Source organism: Streptomyces sp. NPDC001027 (genome assembly GCF_040299045.1).
Lineage (GTDB): Bacteria > Actinomycetota > Actinomycetes > Streptomycetales > Streptomycetaceae > Streptomyces.
This window is the reverse complement of sequence record NZ_JBEPBI010000152.1, coordinates 1-19,010: the sequence shown is the minus strand read 5'-3', so window position 1 is coordinate 19,010 and position 19,010 is coordinate 1. Positions and strand designations below refer to the sequence as shown.

The window sequence follows — 19,010 nt, the reverse complement described above, 5'->3', positions numbered from 1 at the left end:
GCGGACGGCGCCGGCGTAGTCGTCGGCTGAGTCGTCCTGCTGCAGGAGGAGTTCGCGCTCTGCGGCCACGCTCCTCAGGCGGGCGCGCAGCGTGTCGCGTTCACGTTCGAGTGTGTTGCGGCGGGCGGCTGTCTGCGGATCGGCGGCCACCGGCACGGGACCGGCGGTGACTGCGGCGTGCAGGGCGGACAGGGCGGCGTTGCGCTCGGGCTGTTCTTCGGTCTCGACCATGCCGAGGGTGAAGGCTTCCCGCCACAGCGTGGCGAGTCCGGCTTCTGCCGTCTGGGCGGCCTGGGACGCCTGCTGGTAGGCCGTGTCGGCTGCACGCATCTCGCGCCGGGCGGTTGCGAGCTGGGCTCGTCTGAGGGCTTGGTCGCGGGGGACGGCGCCGAGGAAGTAGGGGATGGTGTCCTTGAGGGTCTGGGCCATGAACTGCTCGCCCTGGCGGTGGAAAAGGAACCCGGGGTCGGCGATCTCGCTCTGGCGCTGCAGGCAGAGCAGCGCGGCATGGCCGATGTGGGCTTCCAGCGCCTGGCGGCCGGATCCGGTCGTGGGCTCGTGCAGGTTCTCCTCGATACCGATGCGCCGGCCGAGTTGCTCGCGGACAGCGTTGGTGTCGCAGTTGACTTCGAGCTGGTGGTAGTCGAGCGGTTCGAGGTCTGCGCCGAAGGCGATCATGGCCTGCTGTGTCGAGGCTTTGCCGGTTTTGGGGGCGGGGCGGGCGACGAAGGCACGGCCGCTGCCCAGCTGGAACAGAGCGGCGTACCAGGACACGGTGCTGGTGATGGGTCCCACCGGCATCTGCAGGGTGTCGCGTCCCAGGCAGGATTCGACGATCTCGAGCAAGGCGCTCTTGCCCGTTTTGGACTCGCCTGTGACGACGTTCAGGGCACCCGGGGTGAATTCCAGGACCTGCCGGTCGCCTGTTTTGCTGTAGAGGATGATCGCAAGCAGTTGCACCCGGTCAGGGTGTCACGCCGAGGACGGCAAAGACAGTCGCCGGGCTGTCGGCCTTGGCGAGCCAGCGGCCCACCAGGCCGGCCTTGCGCAGCATGTGGTCGAGTTCTTCGGGGGTCGTGAATCCACGTGGTCTGCGGTACGCGCTACGCAGACGGCCGTCGGGTTCGAGGGTGAGGGCACGGTGGGCCAGGCCGAAGCGGGTGCCTTCCTTGACGGCTTCTGTCAGGGCTTGCGCCCGGGCGGGGAACCCGGCTCGCAGGACCGGGTTCTTTCCGATCCACGCTGCCAGATGTGTCCTGGTCGATGTGGGCAGGGCCTGCCGGGTGGGCTGGTGCAGCACCATAGGGGCCGCCACGAACGCCAGACTCCACGGCATGGCCTGCTCGGTCTCCTTCTCGTGTCCCTGCGCGGCACTGGCCAGGATCGCCGCCATCAGGGCCGGATTGAGCATGACGGCGGCGATCGGGGACCGGTCTCTCCAAGCGGTCATCCTCATCTCCTCGTCGCGGTGGGCGGAGGAGGCGGTGGCAGCGTCACGTGACTACCTTCAGGAGTTCGGCGATGCGGGTCTCGAAGTCGGCGTGCCAGCCGATTTTGCCAGTGTCGGCGAGCATGTGCCGCTGACCGCGGGCGAAGAACGGGTCGTTGTAGCGTGCGCGCACCGCGAGGTGGGCCTGGCCGAGCAGTTGTCGCAGCAGGGCCTTGCCGGCGTTCTTCTTCGCGTCGTCGTCCGCATCGTCGTCGAGGGTGTCGGTCATCCACTCGAACTCGCGCTCCCACTCGTCGACAAGCTCGTTCTCGAAGCGAGTCAGCTCGGCTGCTCCGATGAGGTCCTCTTCGAGCCAGCGCACCGAGTGAGTGTAGGCGCGGTAGTAGTCGACGATCGCTTTCTGGAGGTTGCGCGGGGGGTAGGCCACCCAGTGCATCTGTTGTACGAACGGATGCATCCGGTATTTCTGTTCCAGGTCGCTTGCGTTGACGTCCGCCAGTTCCACCAGGGTGGGCAGGTTCTCGCGGGTGAACTGGTCACGGATGTCGGCGATCGCCGCCTGCGCGTCGCCGACGTCGACGCTGCGCTGATCACCCTGCAGCAGGGCGAGTGCTGTTTCGTCCCACCACCGCCAGACCATGGCCAGGAAGAGGTCCTCGTGGCCGGGCGGCAGCGCCCAGTGCAGTCGTTCCTTGACGTGTGCGGCGACGTCCTGAATGTGGGGCGAGCGGTCGATCACCCTGATGCGGGAGACGAACGTCAGCCGAGCGGCGTCCCCGAGATCGAGGAACTTGGTGCGGGCCGTTTTGGTCAGCTTCGCCCCGGACGTGCGGGCGGCATGCTCCAGCAGGCGCTTGGCCTCCGCCTCATTGCGGCTGCGCGGGCGCAGTGCGGCAACAGCCGTTCCCTCTGCCGCGGTCTCAGTCGTCACCAGGGCAAGCGCGGGGCCGGCGGGGTCGGACGGCGAGGCCTCGTCCATCCATACGTTCAGCGTGCGCCACACGTCCGTCGCCGTGTCGGTGAGAGAACGGTGCTGGCCGATGTGGTGTTTGACCTGGAGGAGTTCCGTGGCTGTTCCCTCCAGTTCCCATGCCACGTCGTCGTAGAGCTCCAGACTCAGTGCGGCGTCGGGTCTGGTGGCACCGGTCTGCAGGAGTTCGACCAGGGCCCACCAGGTCTGGTGCTGGTAGCCGATGGCATTCGGAGCAGCGCTGTGCGAGCCCTTTCCCATGACGTGCAGTCTCCCCCTGCTTCGGCACAGCGTCCACACGCCATGCCAGCCCACATATCGAATCTATGTGCGATATTGTGGGGGGTTGCGGCGAGCGCGTCAATTTCGCGTGCTGCGGCCTCCGGACCGGCGCGGCAGGCAGGAATGCCGGATGAGGCGTTAACGACACAGGCAATGCTCCGTCACGGCCGAAGGAGGGACAGGCCCGCTCGTCGGGGAGCATGGGGTGCGGCGCAGTACAAACACCAGCCCACGGCCTGCCCCGCGGACTTCTCGGAATCGGAGCTGCCTCCTCCTCGAAACCCATGGGAATTTGCCGGAATGAGCCGAGCAGCTTCGGGGTGAGGGGCACGGGGGTTGTGTGTCCGGGCAGGTGTTTGTCTCACAGCCCTTCATCGGGTAGGAGGTGAAGGTCGGACGGGTCGAAGGTGGTCAGGGCTTCGCGTGCGAGGGCGCGGGTGAAGGCGTCGAGGGGTTGGTCCTGCTCGATGAGGAGTTCTTGGACGGCGCTGGTGAGTTTGGCCCAGTCACGGAAGTTGCCGCGGCAGGCGGCGTCGTCGAGCCAGAGCAGGTCCTTGTCGCTGGTCCTGCTCCACACCGGGTGGTAGTGGGGCATGTGCTCGACGACTTCGGCGGGGTGCAGGGGGGTGAAGCATGGCCACTGGGTGATGCGTGAGGCGAGGGCGGGTCGGCGTCGGAGGTGTCGGCGGGTGTCTTCGGCACCGACGAAGACGACGGTCGGGCGGTTGGGGACGGTGTCCCACAGCGTGCGCACCCATTCCAGTGCGTCGGTGGTGAGTCCTTGGGTTTCGTCGAAGACGAGGATGTAGGGCCGTTCGGTGAGGGCGTCGACGATGCGTGTGTGCAGACCGCGGGTGCTGTCCAGGATGTCGAGAGCGGTGGCGACGGCTTTCTTGATGTCGGTGAGCGGGCAGTAGCGGGGGAACTGGAAGAACAGGGTGGTGTCGGGGGCAAGATCGCGCAGGCAGGTGCGGACGGTGAGGGTCTTTCCCAGGCCGACGCCGCCGTGGATGCAGAGCATGGCCTGGAGCTTGATGGCGGACTGGAGTTGTTTCTGGGTGCGCAGCACGGTGCGGGTGGGCACGAGGCGGGCGTTGGGCAGGTCGAGGTAGTGGCCGTCGCTGCTGGTGTTCACATCTGGTCTTCCTGTTCTGGTGGTGGGGGGCTGGGGGTGGCGGGTGGGTGGGTGAGCCAGGAGCTGGTGGGGGTGGGCAGGTGGTCGTCGGTGGCCGGCGGGGGCTGCGGGTGCCCGGTGCCGGTCCAGGAGCCGGTGGGTTCGGGGAGGCTTTCGGGGGTGGCGGCGTGCGGGTCGCGGGGGTCGCGCAGTCGCTGGCGGGCTTGTTCGGTGGTGAGGGTGGTGAGGGGCTGGGGTGGGGCCGGTGTGGCGGTGGCCGCGTGCCGTTCAGCGACGATGCCGGGGCGTCGCCGGAGGGCTTCTTTGAGGCGGGCGGCGTCGGCCGCGTTGTCTTCTTTGACGCGTTTGAGCAGGTGTGAGCTGGCTGCGTTGGTCCAGTGGGCGGTGCCGCGGTACTCGTCGGTGCCGGCGTCGTAGGCCTCGACGGTGTCGTAGCGGCCGGGCAGGTGGCGCAGGCGTACGTGGTCGCCGATGTGGTGGCGCATCCAGGGTCCGAGGTAGTCGCGGCCGTTCCAGTCGATGCCGGTGTCGGTGACGGTGAAGGTGCGGCGGACGAGAGGAAGGGAGCGGTTGAGGGCGCCGGGAGGCAGGTCGTGGATGACGGTGCGGTCGGCCTTCCAGGCTTGCAGGGGGGTGCGGTTGCCCAGGCTGCGGATGCGGTGTTCGTGGTTCCAGCGGTGGACGAAGCTGCGGATCTCGGTGGTGAGCGCCTCGAAGGTCAGGAGGCCTTCGAGGGGCGGGGGTTTGGGTCTGGCCGCGGGGTCGGGGTCCGGGCAGTGGGTGTAGCCGGGCATGCCGCGAAAGAGCATGTCCTTGAAGGCTGCGTTGAGGGATTCGACGTAGGGCTTGAGGTCGGGGCGGCGGGGCGGTAGTTCCACGCGGCGTACGGCGAGGGCGCCCATGGTCTGGGCGACGGCTTTGCTGAGGAAGTCGGCGCCGCGGTCGACGCGGACGAGTTTGGGGATGCCGCCGAAGGGCCCGTGGTGGCCGCCGCGCTGCAGGGCGTGGTGGATGGCGACGATGATGGCTTGGCTGCTGGGGGTGTGGGGGGTGACGGCCCAGCCGCAGATGCCGGAGTTGGAGCAGTTGACGAAGAGGGTCAGCCAGGGTTTGCGGGCGGTGCCGTCGACGTTGACCCAGACGTCGGCTTCCTTGTGGTCGGCTTCCCAGGCGTCGTTGCGGCGGCCGCGGTCGCGGTGGGAGCCGTGCAGGTCGTAGCGGCGGCGGGCTTTTTCGCCGTCGCGCAGGCCGGCGAGGAAGCTGGGCGGGTAGGCGCGCATGACGGCGGCGTGGAAGGCGGAGTAGCTCAGCGGCATGACGCCGTCGTCCTGCAGGGTGCGGTGGGCGGCGGCGATGCTGCCGCACCAGCGGATCAGTTCCTCCTCCATGCGCGGGGTGACTTCGGTCGCGTCACGTTGTTTGCGCTGGTATTGGCCGTCGTTGTCGCGTGCGCGCTGCATCCAGCGCTGCACGCTCTTCGGGCTGCGGCCATAGGCCTCGGCCACGGTCTTCACGTCACCGGGGGTGAGGGTGCCGGCGGCTTCGAGGGCGAGGAGGTGGGTGACGGAGGCGGCGCGTTCCTCATCAGCGGTGCGTGGTGCGGGCATGGACGGTCCGGGGGATGTCAGGCGGGGGCGAGGCTGAGCAGACCGGCGCCGTAGGACTTGGCGCGGCCGATTCCGTTCAGCAGGGCGTCGGTGAGGGCTGCCGGGTCGGTGATGCGGGCGGTCCCGTCGAACTGGAGGAGACGGTGGACGGGGCCGGGCCCGCCACTGCGGCGGCGGCGGAAGGGGTGGGGTTGGGTGGTGGTGGCGTGCAGGTGCAGGCCGGCCTGGGTGGCGCGGCGGTGCCACCAGGCGAGGGCGGCGGGGTCGTCGAGGGCGAGGACGCTGCCGTGTCTGGGCAGGGGGTCTTCGCCGGGGCCGGGTCGGCGGCGGCTGCGGGTGGAGGGGTTGGCGGTGATGCGGTAGCGGACGATGCGGCCGGGGGTGAGGGCGGCGAGCACGGGGGTGAAGTCGCGGGCCTCGGCGCTGCCGTAGTGGTCGGGCAGGCCGGTGAGGTCGGGAGGGATGCGGGTCTGCACCAGCAGCAGGGGCTGGTGGTCGTCGCGTTCGAGACGGAAGAGCGCGCCGGCCGTCTGGCGGGGGTGGGGGCCGAGGTCGTCGGGCAGCAGCCGCATGACGGTGCGGTGCAGGGCGGTGTAGTCGGCCAGGTCGCGGCGGACGGTGGGGTGGGCGAGGTTGAGGCGGATGCGGATCAGGGTGACGGTGGGCATGGCTGCTCCAGGCGGTGGCGGTAGGCGGCCAGGGCGGGCAGGGGGTCGGCTCCGGCGTAGAGGGCGGCGGGCAGGTGTTCGGTGGTGGCCCACAGCGGGTGGACGGTGTACCGGCGGCGGTGGGGGGTGAAGTCGACGGGGTGGTCGGCGAGTTCGCGGTAGGCGGTGGGGGCAGGGGGTGGGGCGTCGTGCCAGAAGGTGACCGGGACACGGTCTTCGTCCGGTCCGGGCGGGGTGGGCAGGGTGAGAGGGGCGTGGTGGCGGAGGTGAGTGAGCGGGTCGGTCAGGGGCGGGGTGAGGACGAGGGGTTCGTCGGGGACACAGGCGCGGCGGCCCAGGTAGGGGGCGAAGTGGGGGTGTTCGAGGGCGTGGGCGAGGTGGGTGATGAGGGCGGCGGGGCCGTGGACGGCGACGGTGAAGCAGGCGTCGGTGAGGTAGTGGCGGTGGGTGACGTGGGTGGTTCTGCCTTCCTGGCGTCGGCCTCCTTTGCTGGTACGCAGTTGTTCGTGGCGGGCACGGCCGCCGCCGGTGGTGTGGAAATCGGTGTAGGGGGTGCCGGGAGTGTCGACGCGGATGGTGAAGGCCAGGTCGGTGTAGCGGGGGCGGCCCGGCAGGTCGAGGGGGTCGAGGGCCTGGTGGCGGGGACGCCCGGCGGCGGCGGCGAACATGCCGATGAGGGCGGAGCGGGTGGGGTGGGGCTGGGTGCCACGGAGAGTGAAAGCGGTGTCGGTGCCGTAGGCGCTCAGCACTCCGGCCAGGCGCAGGAGAAGTCCGCTCGGTGAGGTGGGGGTGGTGTCGGCGGGCGGGGCGGACATGGTCATGCCACCGTGTAGGGGCGGGGTGCGGTGGCGGGCGAGGTGGCCGCGGCGGTGACGGCGTCGATGAGGTCGTCGTAGCTGGTGTGGCGGGGGCCGAGGTGCTCGAGGTCTTCGGCGGCTTGGGTGACGTGGCCGTGGGCGATGCGGTGACGGGTGCCGGTCAGCTGGGTGAGGGTTGCGGCGTGCTGGGACAGGGCGCTGCGGGTGGGGGCCAGGTGGCCGCCGTGCCGGTCGGCTTTGACGGGCTGGTGGAAGGCGGAGGCGTAGGAGACGGGGCGTCGGTCGCGGACGACGTAGTGGACGGTGTCGGGCAGGGTGTGCGGGGCGGTGGAGTTCTTCTTGGCGTGCGGCAGGGTGGAGATGAACACGTCCGTGAAGGCGCCGAGGAGGGCGACGGCGTGGGATGTGTTGTGGTCGAGGTTGGCGGTCAGTTCGGTGAGGTTGACGCTGGCGTAGCGGTAGAAGACACCGGCGCTCAGGTAGGCGGTGTCCAGGTGGGCGCTGGTGGCTTCGCCGGGCTCGGCCCAGTCCTCGTAGGCGGTGAAGAAGTCGGGCTGCAGGTCGCTGGTGTGGGTGGTGAAGGCCCAGGCCATCTGGACGGCGCCGTCGACGTGGGCGTCAGCGAGGCCGGCGAGGAAGCGGCCGAAGAGGCTGATGCTGGCGGTGCGTTGGCACAGCAGGTTCACCACGTCGTCGGCGGGAAGGTAGGCGGCGGGGGTTTTCGTGGTGGCTTTGGCTTCCTTGGCCATGCCTTTTTCCAGGGCGGTGCGGTGGCGGGCGCACAGTGCGGCGAGGTCGTCGAGGATGCCGTTGTCGGGGACGTAGAGCATGGCCAGGGTGCGGCCGTCGGCGCCGGGGTCGGTGGCCAGGCCTTCGGCCGTGGCGCTGCGGGGGATTTGGGCGGCGGCGAAGCGGGCGAGGTCGTCGGGCCAGCCGGCCTGGCGCAGGGCGGCGGACAGGCGGGGAGGCAGCCGGCGGGTGCGGGCGGCGGGCTCGCCCAGGAGGGTCTCCAGCGCGTGCCGGTCCGCGTGTTTGGCGCACTGGCTGGAGATGGCGGTGCGCAGGCTGTTGCCGATCATGAGGGTTTTGGGTTCGTTGTACTCGCCGCGGTTGAGGCAGGAGGCGGGAATGTCCTGGAGGATGTGCAGGTCGATGTAGCGGGCGAGGTGGGGGTTGGTCGTCATGGGCTACTCGTCTCGTGTGGGGTGGCCCGGGGGGCCGGGGCCGGGGGCGGGGGTGGGGGTGGGGGTGGGGTGGAGAGGTAGAAGTCGTCCTGCCAGCGGGTGGCGACGCTGGGCCGGTTGCTGGTCCAGTAGGTGAGGTCGGACAGCAGGACGGCGAAGTCGGGCGGGCAGCCGGTGCCCAGCAGGTGGCGGGTCATACCGGGCAGGCGGCGGTGGATCATGTCCTCGGACAGGCGGATGAGGACCTGCAGGGTCCTCTCGTGGGGGCCGTCGGTGCGCCCGTGCGCGGCGCGGGCCAGGGTCGCTCCGAGGGTGGGGCGCGCGTGCCAGGCGCAGGGCTGACCGGGGTCCGGGGCGGGGGTGGTGGGGTGGCGGCTGGGGCGTTCGTGGGCGATGAGGCAGGCGAGGGTGTAGTGGGCGCGCCGGTCGGGTTGGTTGCGGGTGAGGCGGCTGAGGAAGGGGTGCAGGCGCTGGCAGTCGTTGACGGGGCGCCCGCGGCCCGTCTCGAGGGCGGCTCTGATCTGTGGGGTGGTGCACAGGTCACGGACAGCGGCGACGTAGGCGTCGCAGTGGGCGCGGTAGTCGTCACGGCTGGGCATGGCGTACTGCTTTCTCGCGGGCGGCGGTGGGGGCCGCGGCGGCCCTGAGGGCGCGGACGGCGCGGGCCAGTGCGGGGCCGGCCATCCGGTGGCGGGCCAGGTCGGGACGCACGGCCTGGCGCAGGGCGGCCACGGCGGTGCGGGCGAAGGCCGGGTAGGGGTCGCTCGCCTCGTCTGCGTCGTGGTGGACGAGGTCCCAGAACACCTTCTCGGCGTGCGGCCAGTACCAGGCCAGTGCCTGGCGCGCCCACCGGCTGGTCGGCTGGCCCCGGCGCGGGGCGGGCGGCGAACCGCCGGCGGCGGCCGGAGTGCTGGTCTCGTTCCAGGCCGTGTTGGCGCGGGTGCGCAGGAGGGCGGCCAGGTGTTCGGCCGCCTGGCGGCAGGAGGCGATCCGGCGGGCGGCGGGCGGGTCGTGTTCTTCGGCCCGGTTCCAGATGGGCGGGGTCAGGGCGGTGTACCAGATGCTGTTGGTGGTGCGGCCGTCCTGGTCGAAGCCGCACACCCGCACCCGCACCCGGCCACGTACGGGGTCGGGCAGGTCGTTGAGGGAGTCGAAGACGGCGGGCCTGCGCTGGGTGGAGTTCTCGTCGCCGGCGAGCAGCAGGGCGTCCAGGTCGCGCCACAGGGCGCGGTCGGCGTCGGCGCGGCGGGGGCGGTCGCGTTGTTCGGCCCCGGCCCGCGGACGGGTGTCGATGATGAGGTAGGGGTCGGTGGCCGGGTAGGCGGGGTGCTGGGTGGCCCAGGTGAGGTAGGCGTCGGTGGCGGCGCTGCCGTCGTCGTTGGGGATCAGGAGCACGGCGTGCCGGGAGCGGCCGGTGAGCAGGCGTTTGGGCCAGGTCACCGGGGGCGGGAGGTGGACGGGGTCGGGGGGTGCGGGTTCCTGCCAGGGGCAGGTGTCGGGGTGCTGGGGGGTGCCGCGGTAGGGGAACTGGTGCAGCAGGAGCGTCTCGAGGAGGGTGGCGCCCTGGGGGTGGAAGGAGAGAGTGGAGCGCAGGGGTCCCGCGGTGGCCCGGCCGCTGGTGTGGGGGCCGGCGCTGCGGGTGGTGCAGCGGCCGGCGGCCCCGTAGGAGTGCTGGATCAGCAGGTGCCAGAAGGCCTCGTCGCTGGGCAGCGGGCGGGGAGCGGTGTCGGTGTGGACGCTGAGCCAGGCGAGGTTGTTGCCGGCGGGCCGGCCGAAGACGAGCTTGTTGATGCCGGAGGTGTTGGTGCACTGCTCGGCCAGGCGCGGGTCCTGCAGGAGCGGGTGGCTCTGGTCGTAGAGATCCCAGTGGGAGGTGTCGCAATAGGCGTGGACGGCCTCGGCAGGCAGGCCCTGGCCACGGGTGAGCAGCTCGGTTCGCCGCTCGTGCCACGCCTCCAGTGACAGGTCGGGGTCGTCCAGGCCGGTCAGCTCGGCGGTGATGGCGGTCAGCATCCGCAGCAGCGCGGAGTGCGCGGGCGGCAGGGGCACGGCCAGGTCGGTGATGCGGTGGGCTTCGACGAGCAGTTCGCGTAGTCCGAGCCGCCGGTGGCGGCCGTCCCACTGCACCGGGATGCAGGGACGCAGATCGACGGGGTAGGCGGGGTGGCCGGGTGGGGAGGGCAAGGGGCGGGCTCCTTCCCGTGACGTCGCGGGCCGGGCAGCGGTCCGCGGCGAGGAGGAACGGGAGTGGACAAGACGTTCGGGCACTGCACACGGCAGACAAAGCGCCATGCGGCGGGAGCCGGGGCAGACGATGCCTGCCGTGGGGTGTCTTTCACTGAAGCACCCGCGTCCAAGGGCAAGGCGGTGATGGGGAATTCGGCCCGTGGCGCCTCCCTGCGGTGCATAATGCCCGCGCGCGCAAGCCGCCCGGTCACCCGTTCTGGCGGCGCGCCGGCGGCGCTGCGAGGCCTCCCCCGGCACGTGCGCCGGCGGACCGGGGTGCGTCCGCCGGCGGCGAGAATCCGGCTGTTGCTGTCCACCCCGGCCCGTGGCATGGGGAGACCGCTGTGGCAGCCACTGCCCGTGTCGACAGGCTCGAAGACGATTTCGCAGAGCCTGTCTGTGCACCGGATCCGCGCGTGGTTCCCTGGGACTGACCGGGCAGGAGGCGGAGGCAGTGGAGAGAGAACAGGAACTGCGTGCGATGACGGCCGTACACGCGCAACTCGCCGGCCTCACCCCGCACGAGCGCATGCGCGCACTGGCATGGCTCCTGGTCACCCTGGAGGTCGACGTGGTCGACGTCTATCAAGAGGCGAAACGGCTGGACCTCCTGCATCAACGAGGATTGGTCCAGGGACGGCCCGTTGAGGGGTCTGGCTGAACCCGTGACGCCCCACTGGCATCGATCCTGAGGTTCAAAGACGGTTTCCCGGCGCTCAAACACCCTGTGGTGCCGCAGTCCTGGCCTGTCTGGTCAAGACCGGGCCTCGTCATGGACGAGGCCGAGGTGGGGGTCGAGGTGCAGCAGGTGGGGGCCGAAGCGGACGGGGCCCGGGACGGCAGCGTCGTGGATCAGCAGGGTCAGGTCCGCCAGCAGGGCGTGCTGGCGCCAGGATTCGGGCGAGCGTGCGGGGGCATCGGCGAGCCAGTCCTCGGGGACGGTAAGGGTGCGTTCGAGGATCGCGCGGACGGCGGGCGCCGGCAGCCGGGGGCTGTCGGGCAGGGGCTGGGTGCCGGCCGGGTCCAGGTGCAGCGAGCCGTCCGGCCGGCGGTAGCAGGTCAGCAGGCGCCGCGGGCGGGTGCCTTCCCGGGTGGGAGCCGTGCCGGCGGTGGTGGGCCTGCGGTAGAGGTCGGCCAGGGAGCCGGTGCGGGCGGGCAGCGGCACGGCCTGTTCCTGCCCGAGGTGTTCATAGGCCCGCAGGTCGGCCTGGTAGGCGGTGTGCAGGGCGGCCAGTGAGTCGGGGATGCGGGTGCTGGCCGTCTCCAGCAGGCGGGGAAGCTGGGCGGGCAGGTCGAGCGGGCGGGCGGGCGTGTGGGTCAGCAGGTGTGCGGCGGCGTGCAGTTCGAAGGCCGGCTCGCCCCGGCCCCACCAGTGCGGGAGGTGGGTGCGGCCGTCGACGACCGGGTCCAGTACCGTCAGCCGCGGCCCGCGCTCAAGGATCCAGCCGGGCCTGCGGCGGTGCGTGCCGCTGTCCTGCCACAGCTGTTCGAAGCGCCACAGCCGGCCCGCCCGTTGCAGCAGCCGGGCCAGCGAGGCCAGGTCACTGATCATGAGGTCGCAGTCGATGTCCAGGCTCATGTCGAGGAGGCTGGTGGTGACCACGACCTGCCGTTCGGGGCGTATCCCGGTGGGGCCGAGCTGGGCGCGTACCCGGCGGGTGATGGCCTCGCGCTGGTGGCCGGGAAACCGGGCGTGCAGCAGGATGAGGTTCTCCCCCGGCCGGGGCCAGGGCATGCGGGCGAGGTGGCGGAAGGTGTCCTGGGCGTCGGCGACGGTGGCACACACCACGATCATGCAGCCGCCGTACTCCAGGATGAGACGGCACTCCTCGGCGATGCGGTGCAGCCGTTCCCCGTCGGCGACCCTCCGTTCGGCGGCGCCGAGCCGGGCCGCGTGCACGGGCTGGTGCTGCACCGTCAGCCGGCGGCGGGTCGCGTGGGCGTGGGCGGCGGCCCGGGCGGGGTCGATCCGTGTGAGGGCGCCGTCGCGGGCCGCGGCGAACAGCCAGCCCGGGTAGGGCACGTCCACGTCCAGGCTCTCCAGTTGGCCGGGGGGCAGCCCTGCGCCGGCCAGATAGGCGTGCACCAGTTCCCGGGCCACCGGCGGCGCCAGGGTGGCGGACAGCAGCACGACCGGGGTGCCCACCGCCGCCAGCCAGTGCAGGAGTCGGGCTGTCAGGCGCCGCATGTAGGGGGTGGCGATGTGGACTTCGTCCAGGATGACGGTGCGGCCGGACAGGGCCAGCATCCGCAGCGCGCTGTAGCGCACCGGCAGCACGGCCATCAGTGCCTGGTCGATGGTGGCGACGGTGAACTGCGCCAGCAGCGCTCTGTCCCAGCCGCGCAGAAAGGGGTCGGGAACCGTGACGTGGTGCCCAGGACGGCCGGTGATGTCCTGTGCTTCGTCGAAGTACTCGTCCAGCGTCAGCTGGCCGCCGGCTTCCAGCAGCCGTCGGTCGTGATAGGCGGCGCTGGTCCAGGGGTGGCTGTGCACCAGTGTCACCGGGGCGCGGCGGGGCCGGTGCGCGGCCACGTAGGTGATGAGGTCGTCGTAGGCGGCATCCGCGATGGCGGTGGTGGGCTGCAGCACGGCCATCCCCCGGGTCCCGCAGTGGCTGTTGAAGATCCGGGCGGCCTCGCGGCCCGTGATCGTCTTGCCGGCGCCGGTGGAGTCGGTGACCACCAGGATGCCGGCTCCCTGTTCGCGCACCACCGGCTCGAGCTGGGCGAGGACCGAGGCCTGCAGCCGGTTGGGGCCGGTGGTGTGCGGATGAGCCTGGGTGAAGGGCACATCGGGCAGAGCGATCCGCTCCAGCCCGGAGGCGGTCACCACCTCGGCGGCCCACCCCTCCTCGGCGTCCGCGTCCGCCGGGAGGCGGGTTTTCATCCAGTGGTCCAGCGCCCCCTCGGCCGGCGCCATCGCGCGCCGCATCCATACGTGGGGCTGGCTCACCAGCCGGTCCGCGACCATGATCAGCCCCGACAGCAGGACCGCGGCCTCGGTGGACACCCTGGGCGGCGGTGTGCCCGCGCCCGTGAGGTAGCGGACCTGGGCGAGGTAGCGGCGGCGCAGGTCCTGCCACAGCGGGCCGCCGAGGTCGAGACGCACCCGCTCAGGACGGGCCGCTCCGCGCACGTCCACCTGCAGATAGCGGCCGTGGTGGGAGCCGAGGATCTGGGCCGCGCGCACCGCCGGACTGCTGTTGCCTCCCCGCCGGTAGCCGAGATCCGTCAGGAGCTCGACGGCCGTGTGCATGGAGGCCCGTTCGTGCCGGATCAGCCGCCACGGCCCCGCATCCGCACGCAGGTCGTCGCCGACCTGCGCCCATGCTCCCGGTTCACACATCTGGAACCGGCTCGCCTTGCCGATGTCGTGCCCGCCGGCCAGGAACATCGCCTCCCGCCGGGCTGCGGCTTCCTCCAGCCCGAGCCCTCGGCAGATCACCCGGCGCTGCGCGGGCGTGAGATAGCGGTCCCACAACTCCCCCGTCACCGCAGCCGCATCCAGCAGATGGAACAGCAGCGGATACGCCAGGCCGTAGAGCAGGCTGTACTTGCCCCACGGCAACAGGTCCAGGCCCCCGGCCCGGCTGTCCTCGACCACACCCATCCCGCCGCCCCTCCCCTGCCTTCGAGGCCAGGACAGCAGCCGTGACAGCCGCAGGGCCATCCCCCACACCGGTGAACCGTGGCCTGCCCGCGCCGAAGACAGTCAGCCGGGCTTCCGCTCTGGGCGTTTCCCGGCTACGCCGGGGGCAACGCCCGCGCCTGCCTGAGGAAACGGCCGGGCAGCGCAACGCCGCAGCACAGGCCTCTTCCGCGGCAAAGCCGCTACGCGCTCGTCACGCACGGCAGAGGACACACGGCTCGAACCGACGCCCGGGACCTCGCATCCGCCCGTTCCCTCTCCACCCGGACACAAGGCGAGTACGGGACGGCTCCCGTGTGCTGTCGGCGAACCTCAAGCCTCAGCACGCCCGTCCCGGTCCGCCTTCGGTTTCGCCGATAACACGGCACTCGCCCGCCAAGGAGGTATAGCGTCATGCCACGGTGTCGGCTTCGCTCACGGCAGTGCCCTCCTCGCGTTCCCGCCACGTTCGCCGGTGCGCTGTCCGGTTCGGCTCGTGGGGGTCATACCGTCTTCTCCACCACACCGGCACCACCTGCCCTCCCCTCCCCACACACCCCGCCGCAGCAGGCCGTCTCGTCCGTTCCACGGGCATCAAACGGCAGGCGCACCCCACAGAGACATCGAAACGACCAAACAGCCCCGACCCTCGACCAGAATCCCTGCCGTCGCCAGACCGCCGTACAGACAGCCCACGACACGCAGCCCTGTCCGACATCGCTCTCACGGCTATCCGGAATCTCACCGGCATCCTCTGCCCGCAGGGGGTCTGCCCAGAGGCGTGGCCGCGACGTCGATACCGGCGCAGTTTCCTCCCCACGCCCGCAAGGCCGAGAAAGCGTTCGGTGTCACAACTCGCCCTACCGAAACAGCAATCCAGCTCTCCACAGAGAGGATCACGTTCCAACAGGAAAACAAGAGGGTCCGTCCGGACAGCACCAAGCCACGGGCCCGCACGGCGTGCTCTCCACCCGTGGAGGTCCATCGGCGACCCAGCCTCCGCCCTCAGCCCGGTCGGCGGCCAGTCCCCATGCGTGGGGGTCCATCCGGCGCCTACCTGTCCGCTGTCAAAACCCAACGCCCTCCGCCAGCGGGCCTGACCTCCGGCAACCGCAGATGCCCCCAAGAGGACAGGCGCAGTCCCGCTCGGCAACCTCGCCGTCGCGTTCTCCCGGTCTTCTCCACCCAGGTAGAGGTCCCTCCGAGCTGCGGATCGAGCATCAACGCTGGCGCCGTCTCCCTCACACGCGGCGGGTCCGTCCAAGGAATCAGCCAGCCGTGTGTCTGCGGGTGCGGTCTCTCCACCGCGATGGGGGCCTCCCGCAGGCTGCAGACTCAGTCAGCGGCGGCTGCGCTTCTCTCTACGCCGCTGGGGCCTACCCCCACCCGGGCAGGAGCAACTCCCTTCGAGATCTGTTACCCACGCGCGGGGCACCCCCTCGGACTCGCCCGGCACTGAACCGCACAGAAGGTTCCGTCCCTACCCTTGGAGGCGTGGCCACACAGGTAGCGGCGAAGGCGGCCTGCCTACTGCCTGACCACCGGATGGACTTGGCAGCCAAACCGGAATCCGGGCGATCGCTGCTCCGCGACAGGACAGGACAGGACAGGACGTACACGAAGTCGAAGAAAAACCCCTCCCGCCATCACAACAAGAGTAAAATTGCCTCCACACAGCAATCGCCGTGCAGGTCATTGAGGGTCCAGTCCCTACGCGTGGGGGTCCATCCGATCGGCGATGACGATGCCGCACTCGTCAGTGATCCGGTCCTACGCATGGGGGTCCATCCGCGGAGCCGCCCGGCCGCGGTTTGGCGAGCAGGTCCAGTCCCTACATACGTGGGGGTCAGTCGCGCGGTTTCGGCCTGTGGGCGCGGATCCACCGCCCCCGTCCCCATAGACATGAGGTCAGTCCTACCTCCCTTCCCCAGACAGGGCGGCAGCCCAGGTCAACAAGGGTCCAATCCTCAGGCGTGGGGGTCTCTCCGGACTGTGTCTTGAAGCTGACGATGGAGTCCCGTCCCCACGCCTGGAAGCCAGTCGGGCGCCGAGAGCACCAGACTCGTTGTGATTCCGTTCCTTCTCACGCGTGGAGGTCCGACCGACGTCAGCTACCCCGTGCCTTCTCGCTCGGGCCTGTGCATCGGGCCGTCTCACGCTCGTCAGGTCTTGCCTGACGCGCGGAGTCCTGGTCTCATGGCAGCCTCCTCGGTATCGGTGCTCCGGTCGGCTTGCTCAAGGGCCTGTTGCACTTGCTCGTGAAGCGTTCCGCCGCTGAACCGGTTCACGGGCCGTGTGGTGCTCAGGGGGCGTCGAGGAGTTCTATGAAGTCCTGGTACATGCGGTCCGTGCGACCGGCTCGCGCCTGCCGGACACGCTGGGCCACTGCGGTCAGAACCCCGGCGCTTGGCTAGGGCGGGCGTCAGCGGCTCCACCGAGGCGAACCCAATCGGCCCCAGTTCTAGGATGATTCGTGAAGATCAGGCGTGTTGGGGCGGCCCCGGAGTGCGGTTCGATCTGGGACCGCCGGGCTGCCAAAACTACCGACAGCTGTCTGAGGCCCTCAAGGGCGCAAAGCCGACCGTCTCTGCGATACCGAAGATGGAATGGCCTACTTCCTCCATTCCGTGCGCACCGCGGCCGCTCGCGTACGTAAGCTAAGCCATAGTCAGGCAGCGCTCTTCGAGCCCGCATCGCAGACGCAATTTTCCCTACGGGAGTGGGGGTCTGTCTGCCTGAGCCTCGATCATCCGGTGCTGGAAGGTGCGTCCCCTGCACGCGTGGGGGTACGGAAAGCCGGTATGCGGCACGTAGGCGGGTAGTAGGCCCAACGTCCCGCCTGCTGGTGACGATCTCGCCGCCTGGGTCCCCGCACCCGCGGGGACCCAGGCGGGACCCGGCTGCCCAGCTATCAGTGCAGGCGCCGTTGCCCTACCAGTAGTGCCGCAGGGTTTCGTTATCTTGCCTGGTCAAAGGTGTGGGACTGAGTGGCGGCTACCGGCCGGACTCCAGCCACACGGTCCCTTGGGCGACGATCACGGCTGCTCCGCCGAGCGTCATGCTTCCGTCGTCGCCGACAGTCACACGGAGGCGCCCGCCGGGGACATCGACCGTATAGGTGGTCTCCTCGCCACTGTTCTGGTCATGTTGCCGCGCGGCGGCGACGGCGGCGCAGGCTCCGGTGCCGCAGGCCCGGGTCTCGCCCACTCCTCGTTCGTGAACCCGTAGTTCCAGGTGCCTGTGGGTGCGGGTGACGACGAATTCGACCGTCACTCCGTCTGGATAGGCATCCAGTGGCGTGACGGCAGGAGGGAAGAGCAGGGCACCAGGACGGGTGAGGTCGTCGACGAAGGCGACGGCGTGCGGGTTGCCCATGTCGACGTGGACGGCAGGCCATTGGTGTCCACCGGCGGACACCGTGATTCCGGAGTCACCGGACAGCCGGGGGTGTCCCATGTCGACGGTGATGTCGCGGTCTTGATCAGGGCCTGCGGGAATGTGGACGGTCCGGACCCCGGCACGGGTAGCGATGGCAGTGGCCCCGGTCGGGATCTGGCCGGTGTCGGCGAGGTGGCGGGCGAGGACGCGGATTCCGTTGCCGCACATGGCCCCTTGAGAGCCGTCGGCGTTGTAGTAGTCCATGAACCATTCGGCCTCGTCCGCCATGGCGGTGGCCTCGGGGTGGTTGGTGCAGCGGACGGCTCGCAGCAGTCCGTCCGCTCCGATGCCGGTGCGCCGCCGGCACAGCCGGACCACGTCCGCAGAGGTGAGGCGTATCCAGCCGCCGGGGTCGTTCAGGACGATGAAGTCGTTGTGGGCGCCATGACCCTTGGCGAAGGAGAATTCCCGCTTGGGTATCGGAGGTTCGGACGGACCAAGGGGCATCAGGAGCCGGCCTCGTCCTGCTCCGGGGCAGAGAGGCGGAGCCAGGCGATCTGGCCGTGCTCGGTGTCGGTGAGACCGAACTCCGTTCCCTGTTCGAGCACTTGCAGAATCTCGCGCCAGTTCTCCCGGGTGTGGTCCGTCACGTCGAATTCGATGCGCACACTGTCGGAGTCCTGGGTGACGCGAGGGTGAGTCCCGGTCAGCTCAACAAGTCGCGCAGTGAGCGAACGGGCTGCGGAGTTCTGGTGGCCACGCCCCACTTACTCCACCGTCCATCATCTGCGGGTCACTTTGCGTATTTCTAGTTAACTAGCTTCTAGCTAGTGGACTAACTTTGTCAATCTGTCCAGGTGAGGCGCGTGCGCGAGGAGGAGCATGGCTGACGGGACTCCGACTGCCCCAGCTCCCTATCTGGTGGTGGCGGACCGGATGCGAGCCAGCATCGCCGACGGCACCTGGCCGCCCGGCTACCGGCTTCCTTCACGTTCCGTGCTCGGAGCGGAGTTCGGCAGCGTCGGGGAGAACGTCGTACGCCGCGCCCAGGAACTCCTCATCGACGAGGGCCTCCTGGAGGGCAAGGCCGGCTCCGGGACCTACGTCCGTGCTCCCCGGGAGCGGCATACGTTGCTGCGGACGCCGCCGGCCGATTCGAACGGCAGACGCGTGGCACCGTTCGGTTTCACGGGCACGTGGGAGGCCGACAGCACGGCAAAGGTCCCCGCTCCCGTCGCGATCGCCGACCGCCTCGGCGTCAGAACAGGCGCGCCCTGCGTCCGCACCACGTACGAGTTCCTCGCCCGCCACCGGCCGGTGATGATCTCCACGAGCTGGGAGCCGATGGCCGTCACCGGCGGGACCGAGATCGTCCTGCCGGAAGGAGGCCCGCTGGCCGGCCGGGGCGTGGTCGCGCGCATGGCCCACATCGGCATCACCGTCGACCTCGTCAAAGAGACTCCCCGGCCCGTCCAGATCATGCCGGAGCAGGCCCATCTGCTCGGCGTACTGGCCGGATCGCGGGCGACCTTGATCGAGCGCACCCACTACGACACCTCGGGCCGGGCCGTGGAGACGGCGGACCTGCTGATCCCGGCCGACGAGTGGGACATCACCTACGAGATCCCGCTGAGCATCTCCCGCGCACCGGGCTCGTAACCGCA

The 19,010-nt window shown here is 70.4% G+C and carries 14 protein-coding genes and 1 pseudogene; 2 read left to right on the top strand and 13 right to left on the bottom strand.

Going from position 1 to position 19,010, the window contains the following annotated elements:
- From ABT300_RS30195 to casA, 10 genes and pseudogenes are all read right to left on the bottom strand, one after another.
- Window positions 1-960 (bottom strand): annotated as a pseudogene (locus tag ABT300_RS30195) (DUF3732 domain-containing protein); the annotation flags it as partial.
- Between the two features lie 4 nt (window positions 961-964).
- Entirely contained in the window at window positions 965-1,450 is a 486-nt protein-coding gene (locus tag ABT300_RS30190) for a three component ABC system middle component (RefSeq protein ID WP_351682210.1), read from the bottom strand.
- 43 nt (window positions 1,451-1,493) lie between these two features.
- Complete coding sequence (locus ABT300_RS30185; protein WP_351682208.1) at window positions 1,494-2,681, bottom strand: ABC-three component system protein; 1,188 nt, start codon at window positions 2,679-2,681, stop codon at window positions 1,494-1,496.
- A 382-nt stretch (window positions 2,682-3,063) separates the two neighbouring features.
- Window positions 3,064-3,837 carry an AAA family ATPase gene (locus tag ABT300_RS30180; protein ID WP_351682205.1) on the bottom strand — a complete coding sequence of 258 codons (774 nt, stop codon included), beginning with the start codon at window positions 3,835-3,837 and terminating at the stop codon, window positions 3,064-3,066.
- Window positions 3,834-5,444, bottom strand: a complete 1,611-nt coding sequence (locus ABT300_RS30175; protein WP_351682203.1) for a TnsB C-terminal domain-containing protein — start codon at window positions 5,442-5,444, stop codon at window positions 3,834-3,836. Before ABT300_RS30175 ends, ABT300_RS30180 begins: the two co-directional genes overlap by 4 nt.
- Before the next feature lie 17 nt (window positions 5,445-5,461).
- On the bottom strand, window positions 5,462-6,112 hold the full coding sequence (gene cas6e, locus ABT300_RS30170) for a type I-E CRISPR-associated protein Cas6/Cse3/CasE (protein WP_351682201.1): 651 nt from the start codon (window positions 6,110-6,112) through the stop codon (window positions 5,462-5,464).
- Window positions 6,094-6,933, bottom strand: coding sequence for a type I-E CRISPR-associated protein Cas5/CasD (gene cas5e / locus ABT300_RS30165; protein ID WP_351682198.1), 840 nt, complete (start codon window positions 6,931-6,933; stop codon window positions 6,094-6,096). Before cas5e ends, cas6e begins: the two co-directional genes overlap by 19 nt.
- Complete coding sequence (gene cas7e / locus ABT300_RS30160) at window positions 6,930-8,114, bottom strand: type I-E CRISPR-associated protein Cas7/Cse4/CasC (RefSeq protein WP_351682196.1); 1,185 nt, start codon at window positions 8,112-8,114, stop codon at window positions 6,930-6,932. Before cas7e ends, cas5e begins: the two co-directional genes overlap by 4 nt.
- The gene (gene casB, locus ABT300_RS30155) at window positions 8,111-8,713 is read right to left on the bottom strand and encodes a type I-E CRISPR-associated protein Cse2/CasB (RefSeq protein ID WP_351682193.1); all 603 of its coding nucleotides are present in this window, start codon (window positions 8,711-8,713) and stop codon (window positions 8,111-8,113) included. The genes cas7e and casB overlap by 4 nt, the downstream gene beginning before the upstream one ends.
- A complete protein-coding gene (gene casA, locus ABT300_RS30150) occupies window positions 8,700-10,298 on the bottom strand; it encodes a type I-E CRISPR-associated protein Cse1/CasA (RefSeq protein WP_351682190.1) in 1,599 nt (532 codons plus the stop codon). The genes casB and casA overlap by 14 nt, the downstream gene beginning before the upstream one ends.
- A 496-nt stretch (window positions 10,299-10,794) precedes the next feature.
- On the opposite strand from casA, the gene ABT300_RS30145 reads away from it, so the two are divergent.
- Window positions 10,795-11,001, top strand: coding sequence for a hypothetical protein (locus ABT300_RS30145; RefSeq protein WP_351682187.1), 207 nt, complete (start codon window positions 10,795-10,797; stop codon window positions 10,999-11,001).
- A gap of 93 nt (window positions 11,002-11,094) precedes the next feature.
- Here the strand turns inward: ABT300_RS30145 and cas3 are convergent, their stop codons facing one another.
- The 3 genes from cas3 to ABT300_RS30130 form a co-directional block, all read right to left on the bottom strand.
- Window positions 11,095-13,950, bottom strand: coding sequence for a CRISPR-associated helicase Cas3' (cas3, locus tag ABT300_RS30140; protein WP_351682185.1), 2,856 nt, complete (start codon window positions 13,948-13,950; stop codon window positions 11,095-11,097).
- Window positions 13,951-16,962: 3,012 nt separating this feature from the next.
- Window positions 16,963-17,853, bottom strand: a complete 891-nt coding sequence (dapF, locus tag ABT300_RS30135; protein ID WP_351682182.1) for a diaminopimelate epimerase — start codon at window positions 17,851-17,853, stop codon at window positions 16,963-16,965.
- Window positions 17,853-18,014 carry a hypothetical protein gene (locus tag ABT300_RS30130; protein ID WP_351682177.1) on the bottom strand — a complete coding sequence of 54 codons (162 nt, stop codon included), beginning with the start codon at window positions 18,012-18,014 and terminating at the stop codon, window positions 17,853-17,855. Before ABT300_RS30130 ends, dapF begins: the two co-directional genes overlap by 1 nt.
- A gap of 214 nt (window positions 18,015-18,228) precedes the next feature.
- Here ABT300_RS30130 and ABT300_RS30125 point away from each other — a divergent pair, with 214 nt between their 5' ends.
- The gene (locus tag ABT300_RS30125; protein ID WP_351682173.1) at window positions 18,229-19,005 is read left to right on the top strand and encodes a GntR family transcriptional regulator; all 777 of its coding nucleotides are present in this window, start codon (window positions 18,229-18,231) and stop codon (window positions 19,003-19,005) included.
- Window positions 19,006-19,010: the final 5 nt, after the last annotated feature.

Bases quoted from the DNA above. Each gene is read 5' to 3' on its own strand.
- cas7e (WP_351682196.1), bottom strand. From the start codon at position 8,114: ATGACGACCAACCCCCACCTCGCCCGCTACATCGACCTGCACATCCTC.
- cas3 (WP_351682185.1), bottom strand. From the start codon at position 13,950: ATGGGTGTGGTCGAGGACAGCCGGGCCGGGGGCCTGGACCTGTTGCCG.
- cas5e (WP_351682198.1), bottom strand. From the start codon at position 6,933: ATGACCATGTCCGCCCCGCCCGCCGACACCACCCCCACCTCACCGAGC.
- ABT300_RS30125 (WP_351682173.1), top strand. From the start codon at position 18,229: ATGGCTGACGGGACTCCGACTGCCCCAGCTCCCTATCTGGTGGTGGCG.
- ABT300_RS30185 (WP_351682208.1), bottom strand. From the start codon at position 2,681: ATGGGAAAGGGCTCGCACAGCGCTGCTCCGAATGCCATCGGCTACCAG.
- ABT300_RS30190 (WP_351682210.1), bottom strand. From the start codon at position 1,450: ATGACCGCTTGGAGAGACCGGTCCCCGATCGCCGCCGTCATGCTCAAT.
- dapF (WP_351682182.1), bottom strand. From the start codon at position 17,853: ATGCCCCTTGGTCCGTCCGAACCTCCGATACCCAAGCGGGAATTCTCC.
- ABT300_RS30175 (WP_351682203.1), bottom strand. From the start codon at position 5,444: ATGCCCGCACCACGCACCGCTGATGAGGAACGCGCCGCCTCCGTCACC.
- casB (WP_351682193.1), bottom strand. From the start codon at position 8,713: ATGCCCAGCCGTGACGACTACCGCGCCCACTGCGACGCCTACGTCGCC.
- cas6e (WP_351682201.1), bottom strand. From the start codon at position 6,112: ATGCCCACCGTCACCCTGATCCGCATCCGCCTCAACCTCGCCCACCCC.